Genomic DNA, 16,641 nt, shown 5'->3' on the forward strand with positions numbered 1-16,641 from the left:
GACCGGCGGGAGGTCAGGTGGCGCGGAGCAGACGGCTGGCGACCGGCGCGCTGGCGGCGGCGGGGGCACGGGTGCTGGCTCCGGCGGGCGCGCGGGTGCTGGCCCGCCGCCGCGCGCGGCGGGCGGGTGCCGATCCGCGGCCGGGCCGGTGGCAGGTGGTGACCGTGGCCGCTCCGCCCGAGCAGGTGCTCCCGGCCGGGCGGTGGCCCGAGCCGCTGCGGCGCCTCGACGGCGCGGTCGAGGTATGGGCCCGTCCGGCCCCCGGCGGGCGCGGCACCGAGCTGGCGGTCCGGCCGCTGGGCGGGGAGTGCACGCTCCCGGGGTTCGCCGCGCACCTGGTCGGCGACGACCCGGGCCGGTTCCTGCGCCTGGTGCTGCGGCAGACCAAGCAGCTCCTGGAGACCGGCGAGGTGCTGCGGGCGGACCGTTCGCCACTGGACCGGCCGGGAGCTGCGGCGTGAGGGCGCTGTGCTGGGCCGGTGCCGGCCTCGTGGAGGTGCGCCGCGTCCCGGACCCGGAGCTGCGCAACGCCCAGGACATGATCGTCCGGGTCCGGCGGAGCACGACCTGCGGCGCGGACCTGCCGCTTCTGGCCGGGCGGGTGCCCGAGGCGTCCGCCGGGGAGGTGCTCGGGCGCGAGTTCCTCGGCGATGTGGTCGAGGTCGGTCCGGAGGTACGCCGGCACCGGGTCGCCGACCGGGTGGTGGTGGGCGCGGCGGTCGCCTGCGGGGCGTGCTGGTTCTGCCGGCAGGGGATGCCGGCCTGCTGCGACAACGGCACGAACGGCGTGCCGGCCGAGCCGGAGTGGGGGCAGCCGCCCGCCGGGGGTTACGGCCGGCCGGCCCGGCTGGGTGGCTTCGCCGGTGGTCACGCCGAGTACGTGCGGGTGCCGTACGCCGACGTGGGCGCGTTCGCCGTGCCGGAGTCGGTAAGCGACGAGCGGGCGGTGTTCGCCGCCGACGCCGCGCCGGCCGGCTGGTACGGCGCCGAGCTGGGCGAGGTCGCCCCCGGCGACGTGGTGGCGGTGTGGGGGGCGGGCGCGGTCGGCCAGCTCACCGCCGGTGCGGCGGTGGCCCGGGGCGCGGACCGGGTGGTGGTGGTCGACGACCGGGACGACCGCCTGCGGATGGTCACCGGGCACGACGGCGTGGAGGCGCTCAACCACAGGTATGTGGACGTGCTCGCCGAGCTGCGCGAACGCAGCGGCGGCCGGGGCCCGGACGTGTGCGTCGACGCCTCCGGGGTGACGGCCGCCGCGCCGGGCCGGTGGCCGGCGGCCGAGCCGGACGGCGGGGCGGCGCTGCGCGAGGCGGTGCACGCCTGCCGCAAGGGCGGCGTGGTGGTGGTGCTCGACGCCCGGCCCGGGTTCGTGGACCGGTTCCCGCTCGGCGCGTTCGCGGACAAGGGGCTCGCGGTCCGCGCGGCCCGGCGCCGGGGCGGGGCCGCGATCCCGGCGCTGCTGGAGCGGATGGCCCGCGACGAGCTGGTCACCGAGCACCTGGCCACCCATCGGATGCCGCTGGAGCGCGGCGCCGAGGGGTACGCGTTGTTCCGGGACCGGGCCGACGGCTGCGTCCGGGTGGTCTTCACACCGTGAAGGTGAGCGCCGTGGATGGCACACTCGGCTGATGCGCGCAGACCGTCCGTACGACATCGTCCTGTTCGGCGCCACCGGCTTCACCGGCGGGCTGACCGCCGAGTACCTGGCCCGGCACGCGCCGGACCGGCTGCGCTGGGCACTCGCCGGGCGCAACCCGGACAAGCTGGCCGCGGTGCGGGACCGGCTGGCCGCGATCGACCCGGCCCTGACCGTCCTGCCGCTGCTCACCGCCGACGTGACCGACGCGGCGTCGCTGCGCACGGTGGCGGAGTGCGCCCGGGTGGTGGCCACGACGGTCGGCCCGTACGTGCACCACGGCGAGCCACTGGTAGCCGCGTGCGCCGCGGCCGGCACCGACTACCTCGACATCACCGGCGAGCCGGAGTTCGTGGACCGGATGTACGTGCGGCACCACGCCGAGGCGGTGCGCACCGGGGCTCGCCTGGTGCACGCCTGCGGCTTCGACTCGATCCCGCACGACCTGGGCGTCTGGTACACGGTCAAGCAACTGCCGGCCGACGCGCCGATCGCCGTCGACGGTTACGTGCGGGCCGGCGGCCGGTTCTCCGCCGGGACGTACCACTCGGCGCTCACCGCGTTCTCCCGTACCGGTGAGATGAGCCGGGCGGCGCGGGCCCGCCGGGCGATGGAGCCCGGCCCGGACGGACGCCGGGTCCGCGCGGTGCCGGGCAAGGTCGGCCGGGTACGCGAGTTCGACCAGTGGGCGGTGCCGCTGCCCACCATCGACCCGCAGGTGGTCCGCCGGTCCGCGGCGGCCCGCCCGGAGTACGGCCCGGACTTCCGCTACCGGCATTTCGCCGCGATGAAGCGGCTGCCCACGGTGCTGGTCGCCGGTGCCGGGCTGGCCGTTGTCATGGGGTTGGTGAAGGTGGCGCCGACGCGGCGCTGGCTGCTCGGGCGGCTCGCCTCCGGGCAGGGTCCGACCGCCGAGCAGCGGGCCAGGTCGTGGTTCCGGGTGCGGTTCGTGGGCACCGGCGGCGGGCGGCGGGTGGTGACCGAGGTGGCCGGCGGCGACCCGGGGTACGACGAGACGGCCAAGATGCTCGCCGAGTCTGCGCTCTGCCTGGCCTTCGACGACCTGCCGGAGACCGCCGGGCAGGTCACACCCGTCGCGGCGATGGGTGACGCGCTGCTGGACCGGCTGGTACGCGCGGGCATCACGTTCCGCACCCTGTCGGCGTGAGGTTGACCCTCGACCCGCTTGAGGTCACAGGATGACGGCCGTGGAGAGCGAGCTTCGCAGCATCGGGGAACTGGCCCGGGCCAGCGGGTTGACGGTCAGCGCACTGAGGTTCTACGACCGTTCCGGCGTGCTGGCCCCGGCCCGGGTGGACCCGGTGACCGGCTACCGCTGGTACACCGAGGAGCAGGTGGACCCGGCCCGTCTGGTGGCCGGGCTGCGCCGGGTGGGCATGCCGCTGGCCGGGATCGCCGAGGCGTTACGGCACCGGCACCGGCCGGCCGAGGTGCACCGGCTGCTGGACGCGCATCTGCGCCGTCTGGAGGACGGCCTGGCCGACGCGCGCCGCGAACTCTCCCGGATCCGCAGCCTGATCGACCCGGAGGAGACCGTCGTGACCACCCGCCTCGTGCTGTCCCGCACCGACCTCGCCGCCGCCGTGGACGCCGTACGCTTCGCCGTCGGCGCCGACCCCGACCTGCCGGTCCTGTCCGGCGTCCTGCTCGAGGTCGAGCCGGACGGGGTCCGGCTGGTCGCCACCGACCGGCACCGCCTCGCCGTGGCCCGGGTCGCCGGCACCGTCGACGGCCCGCCGGTGAGCGCGCTGCTGCCTGTCGCGTCGGTCGACGAGGTGCGTGCGCTGCTGGATCTCGGCGGCGCCGACGCCGCCGAGGTCGTCGTGGCCGCCGGCCGGGTGACGGTGACGGTGGCGGGCCGCCCGGTGGTCGCCGTCCCGCTGCCGTACGACTTCCCTGACTACCGGCGTCTGCTGCGGGCGCAGCTCGGCGACGTGCCCGCGTACCGGATCCCGTTCGACGGCGCGGCGCTGCGCGCGGCGCTCACCGCCGAGGGCGTCCCGGTCTGCCACCGGGCGCACGAGGGCGTCGAGCACGAGGTGGTCGCGCTCGGCCTGGACGGCCGGGGCGAGCTGCGCCTGGTCGACCCGAACGGGGTGGGCGACGGCGCGGGTGGCCCGGCGGGCACGGGCGGCGCGGACGGCGCGGGTGGCCCGGCGGGCGCGGGCGGCCCGGATGTGCTTCGGGTGGCGGTGAACCGGGAGTACCTGCTGGACGCGCTGGGGGCCGGCGACGGCCAGCTCGTGCTGGAGCTGGACGGCCCGATCACCCCGCTGGCCGTGCGGCGGGCCGACGACGCGCACGCCTTCTCGGTCCTGATGCCGGTACGCCTCTGAGGTTCCGCGCTCGCCGGCGCCGGCACCGCACTGCGGCAGCAAACCGTGACCGTGCGTGACGCCGGTCGCCCTCCAGGGTGCTCGCCCCATGCGGACTTTGCTCTGCAGCCATCCGTGCAACGCTGACGCTGCGTCGAACGCTGCGTCGGTGGCTGCAGAGCAAAGTCGCCGGAGGGACATGCCTGCCGGAACGCGGCTCCGCGAGATTGACCAGGTCAGCGGACTGTCGAGCGGCAAAGGGGCGGCACGAGCATCAGAGCGCCATCACGGAACGTGAGCACGGCCGATCGGCGGCACCACCACCACGCACCGTCACCGGAAAAGGCCTCGCGACGGCGGGCTGCGCGGGCCGGGCCGGGGCGGCAGGGGCGCGACGGTAGCATCTGGAGGTCCCACCTGACTGCCTGGACGGAGGCGTACGAGCAGCATGCTCGACATGGAGTTGATCCGGAAGGATCGCGAGGCGGTGGCGACCGCGCTGGCGAAGCGTCTGGATCCCGCCGAGGTCACCCGGGCGCTGGACGACATCCAGCGGCTCGACCAGGAACGGCGCGCCCTGATCACGGAGATCGATGCCGAGCGGCAGCGCCGCAAGGCCGAGGCGCGCGCGTACGCGGAGGCGAAACGGTCCGGCGGCACGCCGCAGCCGGTCGCCCCGGAGGCCGAGCGCAAGCAGCTCGCGGAGCTGGAGTCCCAACTCGACGAGGTGCAGTCCCGGCTCCGCTCGGCGATGAGCGAGCTGCCGAACCTGCCCGCCGACGACGTGGTCGCCGGGGGCAAGGAGGCCAACCGGGTGGTCCGGACGTTCGGCGAGGCGCCGGCCATCGAGAAGGTACGCGACCACGTGGAGCTGAGCCGCGCGCTCGGCCTGGTCGACCACGAGCGGGGCGTCAAGCTCGGCGGCTCGGGCTTCTGGATGTACACCGGTCTCGGCGCCCGGCTGGAGTGGGCGCTGGTGAACTGGCTGATCGAGCAGAACATCCAGGCCGGCTACGAGTTCCTGCTTCCGCCGCACCTGCTGCTGGAGAGCGCCGGTTTCGCCGCCGGGCAGTTCCCGAAGTTCCACGACGACGTCTACCACATCGACAAGCAGTCGTCCTCGCGCGGCCAGTTCCTGCTGCCCACGGCGGAGACGGCGATCCTCGGCGCGTACCAGGACGAGATCCTGGAGACGCCGAAGCTGCCGTTGAAGGCGTTCGCGTACACGCCGTGCTACCGGCGCGAGGCGGCCGGTTCGCACTCGGACGAGCGCGGCACGGTGCGCGGCCACCAGTTCAACAAGGTGGAGGTCTTCCAGTTCACGCTGCCGGAGCAGGCGGGCGCGGCGCTGGAGGCCATGGTCGGCCACGTCGAGGGCCTGGTCGGCAAGCTCGGTCTGCACTTCCAGACCAGCCTGCTGGCCGCGGGTGACGCGAGCGCCTCGATGAAGAAGACGCTCGACGTCGAGGTGTGGATGCCGAGCACCGGCAAGTACAAGGAGGTGTCGTCGGTCTCGTGGGCCGGTGACTACCAGGCCCGCCGGGCGGCGATCCGCTACCGCGAGCCGGGTGCGAAGCAGACCCGCTTCGTGCACACGCTCAACGGCTCGGCGCTGGCCACCAGCCGCCTGTTCCCGGCCATCCTGGAGCAGCACCAGCAGCCCGACGGCTCGGTGGTGGTCCCGGAGGTCCTGCGCGACAAGCTCGGCACCGACCGCCTCACCCCGCGCTGACCCGTACACCCGCCGCCGTCCCCGCCCCTCCCCCGTGAGTGAGGCGGGCGCGGCGCGGGCCGCCGCCGGTCATTCCCGGGCCAGCGTCTCGACCTGCCGGGTCAGCGCCTCGCCGTCCAGGAATCCCTTGCGTACGACCCGTCCGGTGCGGTCCAGGACGACGAACGTGCTCTGCTCGGCCACCTTGAACCGGCGCCACAGCGCGCCCGTCCGGTCGTCGATCTGAGTCGTGCCGCCCAGGTCGAACTCGGTGACGAACGACTTCATGGCCTTCTGCTCGCCGAGCCCGGCGACGCCGACGATGGGGACCGTGTCGCGGTAGGCCGGGGCGATCTCGGCCACCGTCCACGCCTGGCTGGCGCAGGTGGCGCACCACGGCGCCCAGAACCAGAGCACTACCGGCCGCCCGGCGAGGGCGGCGGCGTCGAACGCCGTACCGTCGAGGGTCTTGCCGGTGAACGACAGCGCGGCCGGCACCGCGGCCGTCGACGCGGACGCCGGTCCGGACGCCGACCCGGATGGGGACGCGGCGGCGGGGGACGCCGGGGCGACCGCTCCGGCCTGCGTTCCGGGCTCGGGTCCGGCGGCACAGGCGGGCGCGGCGGCGAGGGCCAGCACGGCGGCGGCGGTGACACGAACGGCGGTACGCATCGGCGGCTCCTGGGTTCTACTCGGCCCGGACCAGGCGGAGCGCGAGTTCGGGGCAGACCTTGACCGCCTTGAGCGCGCCCTCGCGCAGCCACGTCGGCACCGGGGTGGGCGGGAACGCGGGGTAGCCGTTGCCGTCGAGCCGGATGAAGTCCGGCACCACGTGCGCGCACAGCCCGTGGCCGTCGCAGCGCGACCAGTCCAGGGTGAGCTTCTGCGGGTTGGCGTCCGGCGCGCCGGGCAGGCCCATCGTGCCCTTCACCCGCTTGCCGCAGCCCTCGCCGGTGGCGTGCAGCCGCAGGTCGTCGGCGAACACCTCCATGGCGGACAGCGCGAACCGTGCGGTGCCGTCCGGGTGGCTGCACGCGCCGCGGCCCTTGACGTCGCCGGCCGCGGCCCGGACCAGTTCGACCGGGGCGCTGCCGGAGACCGCGAGGTCGACCGAGCGGGCCAGGTCGGGCAGGCCCATCTTGCACGGTCCGCACTGCCCGGCGGACTCACCCGCGAGGTACCGCACGACCTGGGCAGCCTCACCGAGCGGGCAGGTGTCGGCGCCGAGCGGCACGACGATGCCGGCGCCGAGCGTGCCGCCCACAGCGGCGAGTCCCTTGCGGGACACCTCGGCCCGCTCGGCGGCCGCCGCGGTGATCCACTTGCCGTGGTAGCCGCCCGTCAGGATGCCCGGACCGGGCGGCACCTCGCACAGGTCGAGGATCTCGTGCAGCGGGGTGCCGGCGGCGCACTCCACCACGGCGGGACGCTTCGCCGACCCGGTGACGGTGAGCAGCACGGTGCCCGGCTCGTCGTCGGTGCCGAGCGCGGCGTACTCGTACGGGCCGATCCGGGCCGCGACGGCGAGGTGGGCGTACGTCTCGGCGTTCGACAGCAGCGTGGGCAGCCCGCCGACGCCGGAGTCGCTGGACCGCTTCTTCGTGCCGGGCGGGATGTGCGGCAGGCCGTTGATGCCGTTGACGAGCGCGCCGCCCTCACCGGAGACGAACCGGTGCGGGACCGTGACGATGGTGGTGGGCACCGGCATCCGCCGTTCCTGCAACGCCTCGGTCAGCGAGGGCCGCCCCACGTCGTCGTCGGCCACCCCGATCACGATCTCCTCGGCGTCGAGCGCGAACGCGGCGAGCGCGGCGCCGTCAAGGACGAGGTGCGGGGCGCGGGTGAGCAGCACCTTGTCCTTCCAGCTCGCCGGCTCCCCCTCGGAGGCGTTGACGACCACCACGGCGCCGAGGTCCTGCCGCTCGCAGGACTCCAGCACGGCGCGCAGCTTGCGGGCGAACGGGAAGCCGGCGCCGCCCTTGCCCTTGAGGTCGATCGCCTCGGCGAGCCGCAGCAGCGCCGCCGGTTCCATCGGGCCGATCGGGCCGTGCACCTCCTCGTGGGCCGGCAGGTCGAGCCGGCCGAACTCGGCGAACCCGGCGGTCAGGCGGGGCTCGCCGATGCAGGCGACCGGCGGGACCGTCGTGCGAATCACCGGGCCTCACCCCGCAGCCCGGCCCAGTACGCGCCGTCGACCGCGTCCACGTCGGCCCGCTTGCGACGGCTGGACCGGCTCTCCTTGCCCGCGCGCATCGCGCGGCGGGAGGCGAGGTCGACCAGCGTGGGGGTGTCGTCGACGAACTCGTCGTCGGCGGCGTAGCGGGCCGGCGGGCGCCAGTAGTCCGGCTCCTCCGGCACGTCCTCCTCGTCGCGGTAGCGGCGGCCGGACCCGCTGAGCGGCTCGGCCGTGACCGGGGTGCCGGAGATCGGGCCGGCCGAGATCGGCTCACCGGAGACCGGGCGGGTCTCCCAGCGGCGGGGGCTGTCCCACGGCTCCTCCGGCTCGTCGGTCGCGCGCGGCGGCGCGGAGTAGCGGGCCACCTCGGCCGCGCTGGCGTACCGGCCGCCGTCCGGGGGTGCGGAGTGGCGACCACCGGTGTCCGGCGGCGCCGAGTGCCGGCCGCCGCTCTCCGGCGGCGCGGAGTACCGGGCGACCAGATCCTCGTCGTCGCGGGACCGGCGGCTCACCCGCTCCTCGGTCCGGGATCGGCGGGTCACGCGTTCCTCGTCGTCGCGGCGACGGCGGCGGCGGGACCGTTCGCCGTCGGTCCGGCGGACGGGCGCCGCCTCCTCGTCCCGCGTGCGGACGACGGGCTCGCGCTCGGCGTCGCGCCGCCGGGCGGCGGGGCGGACCGGCTCGCGCAGCGACCCGGGTTCCGGCACCACGGGTACGGCGAACCGCTCCGGATCGCGCCGCCGGGCGGTGCCGGCCGGTGCGGTCCAGGTGGCGGTCGCCTCGGCCCAGCGGCCCCGGCCGGCGCCGCCGTCCTCCTTGTCGGCTGCCTTCTTCCGGGCGAGCGCGGCGAACACGCCGGTACGCTCCTCGCCCTTGCCGGCCATCGCCTTGTCGAGCGCGACCGCCTGGTGCTGCTCGCGGCTGCGCTTGCCGAGGTGGACCGAGACGCGTACCAGCAGCGCCATCACCACGAGCACCACGCAGGCGAGGTAGCTCAGCACCACCCACGCGGCGGCCGGACGGCCGGCGTTGAGGCCGTGCACCAGCGCGAACGGCCAGGACACGTACGCCATCGAGTGCAGCGCGCGCCAGAACCACTTCGGACCGACCCCGGCGAACCGGACCCGGATCAGGCCGGTCCAGAGCACGCCCACCATCAGCAGCGCGGCGACGGTGCCCAGTCCGACGTAGACGCCGCTGCCGCTCAGGAACGGCACCACCGCGTCGGTCGGCCCGGCCCGGCCGATCGCCACCTTGGTGATGACGTGGAAGACCAGCCCGGCGACGCCGAGCACGCCGGTGGCCCGGTGCGCCGACTGGAGCAGCACGCGGTGCCGGATGAGCAGCACCAGGCGGTCGGTGGCGAGCAGACCCAGCATCACGGTGATGCTGAGCGAGACCAGGGCGACCACCCCGGCGAAGAACTCGGTGAAGAAGAATCCGTACGAGTACATGAGGCCGCCGGCCCCGGCCAACTCCAGGCCGGCCCACGCGAGGCCGAGCGCGGAGGCGGTCAGCGCCACCATCGCGGACTTCGACATCGTCCGGGCACCACGGCTTGTGCTGGTGGTCCGGACGGTCGTCGCCTTCTCGTTCTGCTGTGCCCGGGCCATCTGCTCCTCGATCGTCTCGCGGCGGCGCCCCCACCGGCCGACCCTGCTCCCACCTCAGGTACGGAGGGACGGCGCGGACGGATCACCTCCGGTGGCGAATTTCTCGGCCGGATTCTCGAACCGTCCGGAGCGGACGCGCGTGTAGCGCCTGACGCAACGACGGATGCCCATACGTTGACAGACTTTGCAACATGCTCGTAACCTTGCCGCAAATTTCAGCCTGGCTTGCAAGAAGTCGTCAGCTGAGACCTCTCCCCCGCACTGCCACCGTCCCCCGACCTCAGGAGTTCCGATGCTTCGACGTCGATGCCGATCGGCGCTTGTCGCCCTCGTCGCGTCCGCCGGCCTGCTCGTGCCCACCGTCGTCGCGGCTCCCCCGGCCGCCGCGGCGCCGTCCGGCACCAAGAACGTCATCGCCAACCTCTTCGAGTGGAACTGGCCCTCGGTGGCCAGCGAGTGCACCAGCACGCTCGGCCCCAAGGGCTACGGCTACGTCCAGGTCTCCCCGCCCCAGGAGCACGTCCGGGGCAACCAGTGGTGGGTGGCCTACCAGCCGGTCAGCTACCGGATCGAGTCGCGTAAGGGCACCCGGGCGCAGTTCAGCTCCATGGTGAGCACCTGCCACGCCGCCGGTGTGAAGGTCATCGTCGACACGGTGATCAACCACATGTCCGGCCAGGACGCGGGCGGCACAGGCTGGGCCGGCTCGTCGTACGGGCACTACAACTACCCCGGTATCTACCAGTCGCAGGACTTCCACTACTGCGGTCGCCCCGGCAACGAGATCAGTAACTACAACGACCGGTGGGAGGTGCAGAACTGCGAGCTGGTCAACCTCTCCGACCTGAAGACCGAGTCGGACTACGTGCGGTCGCGGATCGCGGCGTACATGAACGACCTGCTCTCGCTCGGGGTGGACGGCTTCCGGCTGGACGCCAGCAAGCACATGCCGGCCGCGGACATCGCCGCCATCAAGAGCAAGCTCTCCCGCTCGGCGTACATCGTGCAGGAGGTCATCTACGGCGCGGGCGAGCCGATCGGCCCGGGTGAGTACACCGGCAACGGCGACGTGCACGAGTTCCGGTACGGCAAGGACCTGGCCCGGATGTTCAACAACGAGCGCCTGGCGTACCTGAAGAACTTCGGCGAGGCATGGGGTTACCTGCCCAGCGGCACGGCTGCCGTGTTCATCGACAACCACGACACCCAGCGCGACGTCAGCGGGGTGCTGACCTACAAGAACCGTGGCACCTACGCCCTGGCCAACGCCTTCATGCTGGCCTGGCCGTACGGCTCGAAGACGGTCCAGTCCAGCTACACCTTCAGCAACCGCGACGCCGGCCCGCCCTCGGACGCCAACGACAAGACCAGGAACACCACCTGCTACTCCGGCTGGGAGTGCGAGCACCGCTGGCAGGTCATCGCCAACATGGTCGGCTTCCACAACGCCACGAAGGGCGCCGGGGTCTCCAACTGGTACGACAACGGCTACCAGCACATCGCGTTCAGCCGTACCGGCAAGGGTTACCTGACGATCAACGACGAGGACAGCGCGGTGAACGGCCGGTCGTACTACACCGGGCTGCCGGCGGGCCGCTACTGCGACGTCATCCACGGCACGTTCAGCAACGGCTCGTGCAGCGGGCCGGTGATCACGGTGGACTCGGGCGGCTGGTTCGCCGCGAACGTCCCCGCCCACGACGCGATCGCCATCCACATCGGCGCGAAGCTGAGCTGAGCCAGCCGGGCCGCGAAGCCCCCGTACCCGTAGCGGCGGGTACGGGGGCTTCCGGTCGGTTACAGTCGGTTTCGTGCTGTTCGACCGGTTCACCATGCGCCGGCGTCCCGGCTGGCTGATCGCCGCGCTCGCCGTACCGCTGCTGCTCGTCACCGCGCTGCTGGTCGGCCGCGCGCTCACCGCCACGCCCGCGCGCCAGGCGGCGCCACCCGCCGCCGCGCCCCCGGCCACGACCGCCGCGCCGAGCCCGCCCCCGCAGGAGTCGGTGCCGCCCGCCGCGCCGCCGCCGGACGACCTGCCGGTGGTCACCTACGACCCGGCGCCGCGCGGCTTCCCGCCCGACCCGGACCCGGCGGACACCCGCCCGCTGAGCGAGGGGCTGCGCCCGAACCGGAACGTGGCCGCGTACGACGCGCCCGGCGGCCGCCCGCTGGCGTTCCTCGCGCCGACCATCAGCGGCGTACGGTTGACAGTGCCCATCGTCGACCGCCGCTCCGGCTGGACGGCGGTGCTGCTGCCGTCGGCCAACCGCACCATCGCCTGGGTGCCGGCGGGCGGCTGGACCACTGTGGTGCTGCGTGACCAGATCCTGGTGGAGCGGCGCACCCACCGCCTCACCTGGAGCCGGGACGGACGGGCGGTGCGCTCCTGGCCGGTGAGCCTCGGCATGTCCGGGCAGCTCACCCCGCTCGGCCGCACCTTCGTGCTGGGCCGCACCCCGCCCCCGGAGGCCGTCTACGGCGGCGTCGACATCTTCGCCCTCGGCGCGATCCCCGACGACCCGGACTCGGTGCCCACCGGGCTGCGGGGAGCGCACATCGGACTGCACAGCTGGTACAACGACGACACGCTCGGCAAGAACGTCACGAACGGCTGCATCCGGCTGACCCGCAGCGCCCAGCGCCTGCTGCTGACCGAGGTGGAGCCGGGCACCGCCTTCGTGGTGGTCGACCGGCTCCCCTGACCGGGCTCAGCCCAGCAGCCAGCCGTTGGCCTCCGCCACCCGCACCGCGTCGGCCCGGTTGCGCGCGCCGGTCTTGCCGATCGCGGCGGAGAGATGATTGCGGACAGTCCCCTCGGACAGGTGCAACGTCGCCGCCAGCTCGGCCACCGTGCCGCCGCCGCGCGCCGTACGCAGCACCTCGGCCTCCCGTTCGGTGAGCGGGCTCGGCCCGGTGGCGAGCGTCTCGGCGGCGAGCGCCGGGTCGACCACCCGCAGCCCGGCGTGCACCCGGCGGACCGCGTCGGAGAGCTGCCGGGCCGGGGTGTCCTTGACCACGAAGCCGTTCGCACCCGCCTCCATCGCCCGGCGCAGGTAGCCGGGGCGGCCGAATGTGGTCACCACCAGCACCCGGCAGGACGGCAGCGCCGCCCGCAGCGCGGCGGTCGCGGCCACCCCGTCCAGGCCCGGCATCTCCACGTCGAGCAACGCCACGTCCGGGGCGGCGCGCAGCGCCTCCGGCACCACCTCGTCGCCGCGGCTCACCTCGGCCACCACTGTGAGGTCCGGCTCCAGCGACAGCAATGCGGCCAGCGCGCCCCGGACCAGCGCCTGGTCGTCGGCGAGCAGCAGCCTGATCGGCTCGGTCACCGGTGCGCCCCTCCGTCCGGAACCACCCCGGGCACCGTCACCCGGAGCAGGAAACCACGCCCGTCGTCCGGCCGCGCCACCGTCACCGTCGCGTCCAGCCGCCCGGCCCGCTCCCGCAGACCGGCCAGCCCGTGCCCGGCCGTCGTGCCCCGCTGGTCCGCCGGACCCCGCCCGTCGTCGCGTACCTCCACCGCCGACGGCTCCACCCGGACGACGCACCGGCGGGCGCCGCTGTGCCGCACCACGTTCGTCACCCCCTCGCGGACCGCCCAGCCGAACAACTCGTCGCGATCCGCCGGCAGCGGCGGCACCGACTCCGGCAGCTCCGCGACGACGCCCGCGGCGGCGAGCGCCGACCGGGCGCCGGCCAGTTCGGAGGCCAGATCCACCCCGCGGTACGCCCCGACGGTGCCCCGCACGTCCGCCAGCGCCTCCCGGGCCAGCCGCTCCACGTCGGCGATCTCGGCGGCGGCGCGGGCCGGGTCCAGCTCCATCAGCCGCCCGGCCAGCTCGGCCTTGACCGCCACCACGGTCAGCGAGTGCCCGAGGATGTCGTGCAGGTCCCGGGCGGCGCGGGCGCGTTCCTCGGCCACCGCGAGCCGGCGGATCTCCTGCTGGGCGGCCTGGAGTTCGCCGTTGCGCTGGGCCAGCCGGCTCACCCCGAACATGGCGAACGAGGCGAGCAGCACCGCGAAGACCAGCGTGCTCTCGTGCTCCCAGCCGGGCACCAGACGCGCGGTCACCGGCGGCGCCGCCGCGGCCAGCACCACCACGACCAGCGCTTCCGCCGGCGGCAGCAGGAACACCGCGGCGGCCGCCACGAAGACCAGTGTGGTCAGCCAGTCGCCGCCGGTGCCGGGGATCCCGGCGAGCCCGAGCGCGAGCAGCACGGCGATCAGCAGCCGGGCCCGGCCGGGCGGCACCGGCTGGTGGCGCTGCCGGCGGGCCCGGGACCACTCGAAGATCAGCACGTACGCCACGGCGAACGCGACGAGCGAGCCGATCCCGACCAGCCGCCGCCACATCTGCGGCTGGTGCAGGGCGGTGGTGAACGGGATGTTGAGGAAGAACAGCCAGACCGCCGCCAGCAGCCAGCCGGTGAACCGCCAGTGGCGGTTCACCGGCCGGGCCGGTACGGGCGGTGACGTCACGCCGATCACGCTAGACCTCGCTCAGACGCGTGTGGTGTCCCGGCGGAACAGCCGGGCCGCGCCGAGGCCGAAGAACGCGGTCCAGGCGGTCACGTTCGCCACCGCCGCCCAGTCCACCCCGGTGCCGGTCAGTGGCGCGCGGGCGAGCTGACCGACCCCGTACACCGGGGTGAACGTGGCGATCTGCCGCATCACGTCGGGCAGCAGCTCCAGCGGGACGAACAGGCCGCCCAGCATGGCCAGGATCGCCAGCGCCGGGCCCATGAACTGCATGACGTTCTCGGCCGGGGCGAGGTAGCCGACGAACAGCCCGAACGCGGCGAACACGAGCGCGCCGATCCAGGCGGTCAGGCCGGACTCCACCCAGACGTGCGCCGGCAGCCGGACCCCGGAAGCGGCACCGACGGCGAACTCCACGACGACGCCGAGCAGGCCGAGCACCATCGCGGTGGCCACCTTCGTCGCCACGTACGCGGCGGGGCGCAGCGGGGTCAGCCGCAGTTGCCGGCTCCATCCCAGCGCGCGTTCGGTGGCCACAGCCGCCCCGGCGCTGGTGGTGGCGACCATGGCCGCGTACACGGCCAGGCTGATCATGATCCAGCCGGTGACCGGCAGCCCGTTGTCCAGCTTCTCCCCGCGCGTGGGCAGCCCGAACAGCAGGAAGAACACGGCCGGCATGACCAGGATGAACAGCAGCGTACGGCGGTTGCGCAGCACCCGGCGTATCTCGATGGCGAGTACCGGCGCGCAGAAGCCGCCGAGCGGGGGCGGCCGGCGGTCGGCCGCGCGGGTGTCGGTGGTGGACGAGGTCGTGGCGGTCATGGCGAGGCTCCCCGGGTTCAGGCGGTCAGGGTGAGGAACGCGTCCTCGAGGTTGCGTGAGGTGATCTCCAGGTCCCGGGCGCCGGTGCGGGTCAGCAGGTGCCGGGCCACCACGTCGGAGTCCTCGCTGTGCACGAGCACCACGTCGCCGCGTACCTCGACCGACCGGACGCCCGGCAGCGCGGCGAGCGCGGCCTGGTCGGCGCCGGGCAGCGTGGCCCGCACGACCCGGCCGGCGGCCAGGTTCTTGATCTCGGCGGTGGTCCCGTCGGCGACCACGCGGCCCTGGCGGATCAGCACGATCCGGTCCGCGTACGCGTCGGCCTCGTCCAGGTAGTGGGTGGCGAACAGGACGGTCCGGCCGGAGCGGGCGTCGGCCCGGATCGCCTGCCAGAAGTCGCGCCGGCCCTCGACGTCCATGCCGGTGGTCGGCTCGTCCAGCACCATCAGGTCCGGGTCGGGCAGCAACGCGAGCGCGAACCGCAGGCGCTGCTGCTGACCGCCCGAGCACCTACCCACCGCGCGGTCGGCGATCCCGGCGATGCCGGCGCGCTCCAGCACCTCGGTCACCGGCCGGGTGTGGCCGTAGAAGTGCGCGGTCATCCGTACCGTCTCGGCGACGGTGAGATCCTTGAGCAGGCCGCCGGTCTGCATCACGGCGGCGACCCGGCCGAGCCGGACGGCGTCGGCCGGGCCGCCGCCGAAGAGGCGGACCGTGCCGGCGTCCGGGCGGGCCAGCCCGAGCAGCATGTCGACGGTGGTGGTCTTGCCGGCGCCGTTGGGGCCGAGGAAGGCCACCACCTCGCCGGGGGCGATCCGCAGGTCGAGCCCGTCGACGGCGGTCACCGGGCCGAAGGTCTTGGTGAGTCCGGCCAGGTCCACGGCCGGTGCGGGTTCGGTCATGCCCACGATGCTCCGGCGTAGGGTGTCCGGTTGCCCGGAGCGGCAGTCACCTTCCGGCCGTGACATTTGTCAGGGCGGAGTGAGGACCGCGCCGGGCGGGGTATGCCGCGGCATGAGCGCACCGACGGGACGGGTCGACACGATCGTGCTCATCCACGGGCTCTGGATGACCTCGCGGAGCTGGGAGCACTGGGCGCAGCGGTACACCACGCGCGGCTTCCAGGTGCTCACGCCCGCCTGGCCCGGCATGGACCGTGAGGTGGAGGAGCTGCGGGCCGACCCGTCGCCGATCGCCGCGCAGCGCATCGCCGACATCGCCGACCACTACGAGGCGATCATCCGGGACCTGCCGCGCCCGCCGATCGTCATGGGCCACTCGTTCGGCGGCCTGATCGCCCAGCTGCTGGCCGACCGGCGCCTCGGCGCCGCGGTGGTCGCCGTGCACCCCGCGCCGGTACGGGGCGTGCTCAAGCTGCCGCCCAGCACGCTGCGGTCCGGGTACTCCATCCTGCACAACCCGGCGAACCGGCACCGCGCCGTGCCGTTCACTCCGGAGGACTTCCGGTACGCCTTCGGCAACACGATCAGCCAGGAGCAGTCCGACGCCGCCTGGGAGCGCTACGCCGTACCGGGCGCCGGGCACGTGCTGTTCGAGGCCGCGTTCGCCAACCTGGACCCGAAGTCGGCGACCGAGATCGACAAGAAGCGCAGCGACCGCGCCCCACTGTTGATCACCGCGGGCGGCGAGGACCACGTGGTGCCCGCGTCGCTCGCGAGCAGCATCGCCAACCTCTACCGGAGTTCGACGGCGCTCACCGGCTACCGGGAGTTCCCCGGCCGGTCGCACTTCGTCGGCGGCGAACCGGGCTGGGAGGAGGAGGCGGACTTCGCGCTGGAGTGGGCGGTCGAGGCGGCGAACGAGTTCTCCCCGACAGTGGTCGCCGAGGCCCCTCGACGGCACTGAC

General features: G+C 74.3%; 15 protein-coding genes. 8 read left to right on the plus strand and 7 right to left on the minus strand.

The window, feature by feature from the left end; genetic code table 11:
- Positions 1-17 precede the first annotated feature (17 nt).
- The 5 genes from KSK32_RS03945 to serS all read left to right on the plus strand — a co-directional run bounded on the left by KSK32_RS03945 (position 18) and on the right by serS (position 5,704).
- Positions 18-461 carry a hypothetical protein gene (locus tag KSK32_RS03945; RefSeq protein WP_216928557.1) on the plus strand — a complete coding sequence of 148 codons (444 nt, stop codon included), beginning with the start codon at positions 18-20 and terminating at the stop codon, positions 459-461.
- Positions 458-1,597, plus strand: a complete 1,140-nt coding sequence (locus KSK32_RS03950; protein WP_216928559.1) for an alcohol dehydrogenase catalytic domain-containing protein — start codon at positions 458-460, stop codon at positions 1,595-1,597. The genes KSK32_RS03945 and KSK32_RS03950 overlap by 4 nt, the downstream gene beginning before the upstream one ends.
- A 31-nt stretch (positions 1,598-1,628) precedes the next feature.
- Positions 1,629-2,804 (plus strand): trans-acting enoyl reductase family protein, encoded by a 1,176-nt coding sequence (locus tag KSK32_RS03955; protein ID WP_216928561.1) that lies wholly within the window; start codon positions 1,629-1,631, stop codon positions 2,802-2,804.
- 31 nt (positions 2,805-2,835) lie between these two features.
- The gene (locus KSK32_RS03960) at positions 2,836-3,993 is read left to right on the plus strand and encodes a MerR family transcriptional regulator (protein ID WP_216928564.1); all 1,158 of its coding nucleotides are present in this window, start codon (positions 2,836-2,838) and stop codon (positions 3,991-3,993) included.
- Between the two features lie 427 nt (positions 3,994-4,420).
- Positions 4,421-5,704 carry a serine--tRNA ligase gene (serS, locus tag KSK32_RS03965; RefSeq protein WP_216928566.1) on the plus strand — a complete coding sequence of 428 codons (1,284 nt, stop codon included), beginning with the start codon at positions 4,421-4,423 and terminating at the stop codon, positions 5,702-5,704.
- A 69-nt stretch (positions 5,705-5,773) separates the two neighbouring features.
- Here serS and KSK32_RS03970 read toward each other — a convergent pair whose 3' ends face one another.
- From KSK32_RS03970 to KSK32_RS03980, 3 genes are read right to left on the minus strand one after another with little or no spacing between them, the layout of a single operon-like run.
- Positions 5,774-6,355, minus strand: a complete 582-nt coding sequence (locus KSK32_RS03970) for a redoxin family protein (RefSeq protein ID WP_216928568.1) — start codon at positions 6,353-6,355, stop codon at positions 5,774-5,776.
- A gap of 16 nt (positions 6,356-6,371) precedes the next feature.
- Positions 6,372-7,838, minus strand: a complete 1,467-nt coding sequence (locus tag KSK32_RS03975; RefSeq protein WP_216928570.1) for an NADH-quinone oxidoreductase subunit NuoF family protein — start codon at positions 7,836-7,838, stop codon at positions 6,372-6,374.
- A complete protein-coding gene (locus tag KSK32_RS03980; RefSeq protein WP_216928572.1) occupies positions 7,835-9,472 on the minus strand; it encodes a hypothetical protein in 1,638 nt (545 codons plus the stop codon). Before KSK32_RS03980 ends, KSK32_RS03975 begins: the two co-directional genes overlap by 4 nt.
- A gap of 292 nt (positions 9,473-9,764) precedes the next feature.
- Here KSK32_RS03980 and KSK32_RS03985 point away from each other — a divergent pair, with 292 nt between their 5' ends.
- Both KSK32_RS03985 and KSK32_RS03990 read left to right on the plus strand, forming a co-directional pair.
- The gene (locus KSK32_RS03985) at positions 9,765-11,210 is read left to right on the plus strand and encodes an alpha-amylase family protein (protein ID WP_216928574.1); all 1,446 of its coding nucleotides are present in this window, start codon (positions 9,765-9,767) and stop codon (positions 11,208-11,210) included.
- A gap of 73 nt (positions 11,211-11,283) precedes the next feature.
- Positions 11,284-12,174 (plus strand): L,D-transpeptidase, encoded by an 891-nt coding sequence (locus tag KSK32_RS03990; RefSeq protein ID WP_216928576.1) that lies wholly within the window; start codon positions 11,284-11,286, stop codon positions 12,172-12,174.
- Between the two features lie 6 nt (positions 12,175-12,180).
- Here the strand turns inward: KSK32_RS03990 and KSK32_RS03995 are convergent, their stop codons facing one another.
- From KSK32_RS03995 to KSK32_RS04010, 4 genes are read right to left on the minus strand one after another with little or no spacing between them, the layout of a single operon-like run.
- The gene (locus KSK32_RS03995; protein WP_216928578.1) at positions 12,181-12,801 is read right to left on the minus strand and encodes a response regulator; all 621 of its coding nucleotides are present in this window, start codon (positions 12,799-12,801) and stop codon (positions 12,181-12,183) included.
- Entirely contained in the window at positions 12,798-13,952 is a 1,155-nt protein-coding gene (locus tag KSK32_RS34495) for a sensor histidine kinase (RefSeq protein ID WP_216928580.1), read from the minus strand. The genes KSK32_RS03995 and KSK32_RS34495 overlap by 4 nt, the downstream gene beginning before the upstream one ends.
- Before the next feature lie 21 nt (positions 13,953-13,973).
- A complete protein-coding gene (locus tag KSK32_RS04005) occupies positions 13,974-14,774 on the minus strand; it encodes an ABC transporter permease (RefSeq protein WP_216928582.1) in 801 nt (266 codons plus the stop codon).
- 17 nt (positions 14,775-14,791) lie between these two features.
- Positions 14,792-15,676, minus strand: a complete 885-nt coding sequence (locus tag KSK32_RS04010) for an ABC transporter ATP-binding protein (protein ID WP_216928584.1) — start codon at positions 15,674-15,676, stop codon at positions 14,792-14,794.
- 112 nt (positions 15,677-15,788) lie between these two features.
- On the opposite strand from KSK32_RS04010, the gene KSK32_RS04015 reads away from it, so the two are divergent.
- Positions 15,789-16,640 carry an alpha/beta hydrolase gene (locus KSK32_RS04015; RefSeq protein WP_216928586.1) on the plus strand — a complete coding sequence of 284 codons (852 nt, stop codon included), beginning with the start codon at positions 15,789-15,791 and terminating at the stop codon, positions 16,638-16,640.
- The last annotated feature ends 1 nt before the right edge of the window (position 16,641 follow it).

Origin of the sequence: Micromonospora sp. WMMB482 (assembly GCF_019038635.1) — a bacterium.
GTDB lineage: Bacteria > Actinomycetota > Actinomycetes > Mycobacteriales > Micromonosporaceae > Micromonospora > Micromonospora marina.

Excerpts from the sequence above, each read along its gene's own strand:
- KSK32_RS03980 (WP_216928572.1), bottom strand. The coding sequence starts at position 9,472 with ATGGCCCGGGCACAGCAGAACGAGAAGGCGACGACCGTCCGGACCACC.
- KSK32_RS03970 (WP_216928568.1), bottom strand. The coding sequence starts at position 6,355 with ATGCGTACCGCCGTTCGTGTCACCGCCGCCGCCGTGCTGGCCCTCGCC.
- KSK32_RS03985 (WP_216928574.1), top strand. The coding sequence starts at position 9,765 with ATGCTTCGACGTCGATGCCGATCGGCGCTTGTCGCCCTCGTCGCGTCC.
- KSK32_RS04010 (WP_216928584.1), bottom strand. The coding sequence starts at position 15,676 with ATGACCGAACCCGCACCGGCCGTGGACCTGGCCGGACTCACCAAGACC.
- KSK32_RS04015 (WP_216928586.1), top strand. The coding sequence starts at position 15,789 with ATGAGCGCACCGACGGGACGGGTCGACACGATCGTGCTCATCCACGGG.
- KSK32_RS03955 (WP_216928561.1), top strand. The coding sequence starts at position 1,629 with ATGCGCGCAGACCGTCCGTACGACATCGTCCTGTTCGGCGCCACCGGC.
- serS (WP_216928566.1), top strand. The coding sequence starts at position 4,421 with ATGCTCGACATGGAGTTGATCCGGAAGGATCGCGAGGCGGTGGCGACC.
- KSK32_RS03960 (WP_216928564.1), top strand. The coding sequence starts at position 2,836 with ATGACGGCCGTGGAGAGCGAGCTTCGCAGCATCGGGGAACTGGCCCGG.
- KSK32_RS04005 (WP_216928582.1), bottom strand. The coding sequence starts at position 14,774 with ATGACCGCCACGACCTCGTCCACCACCGACACCCGCGCGGCCGACCGC.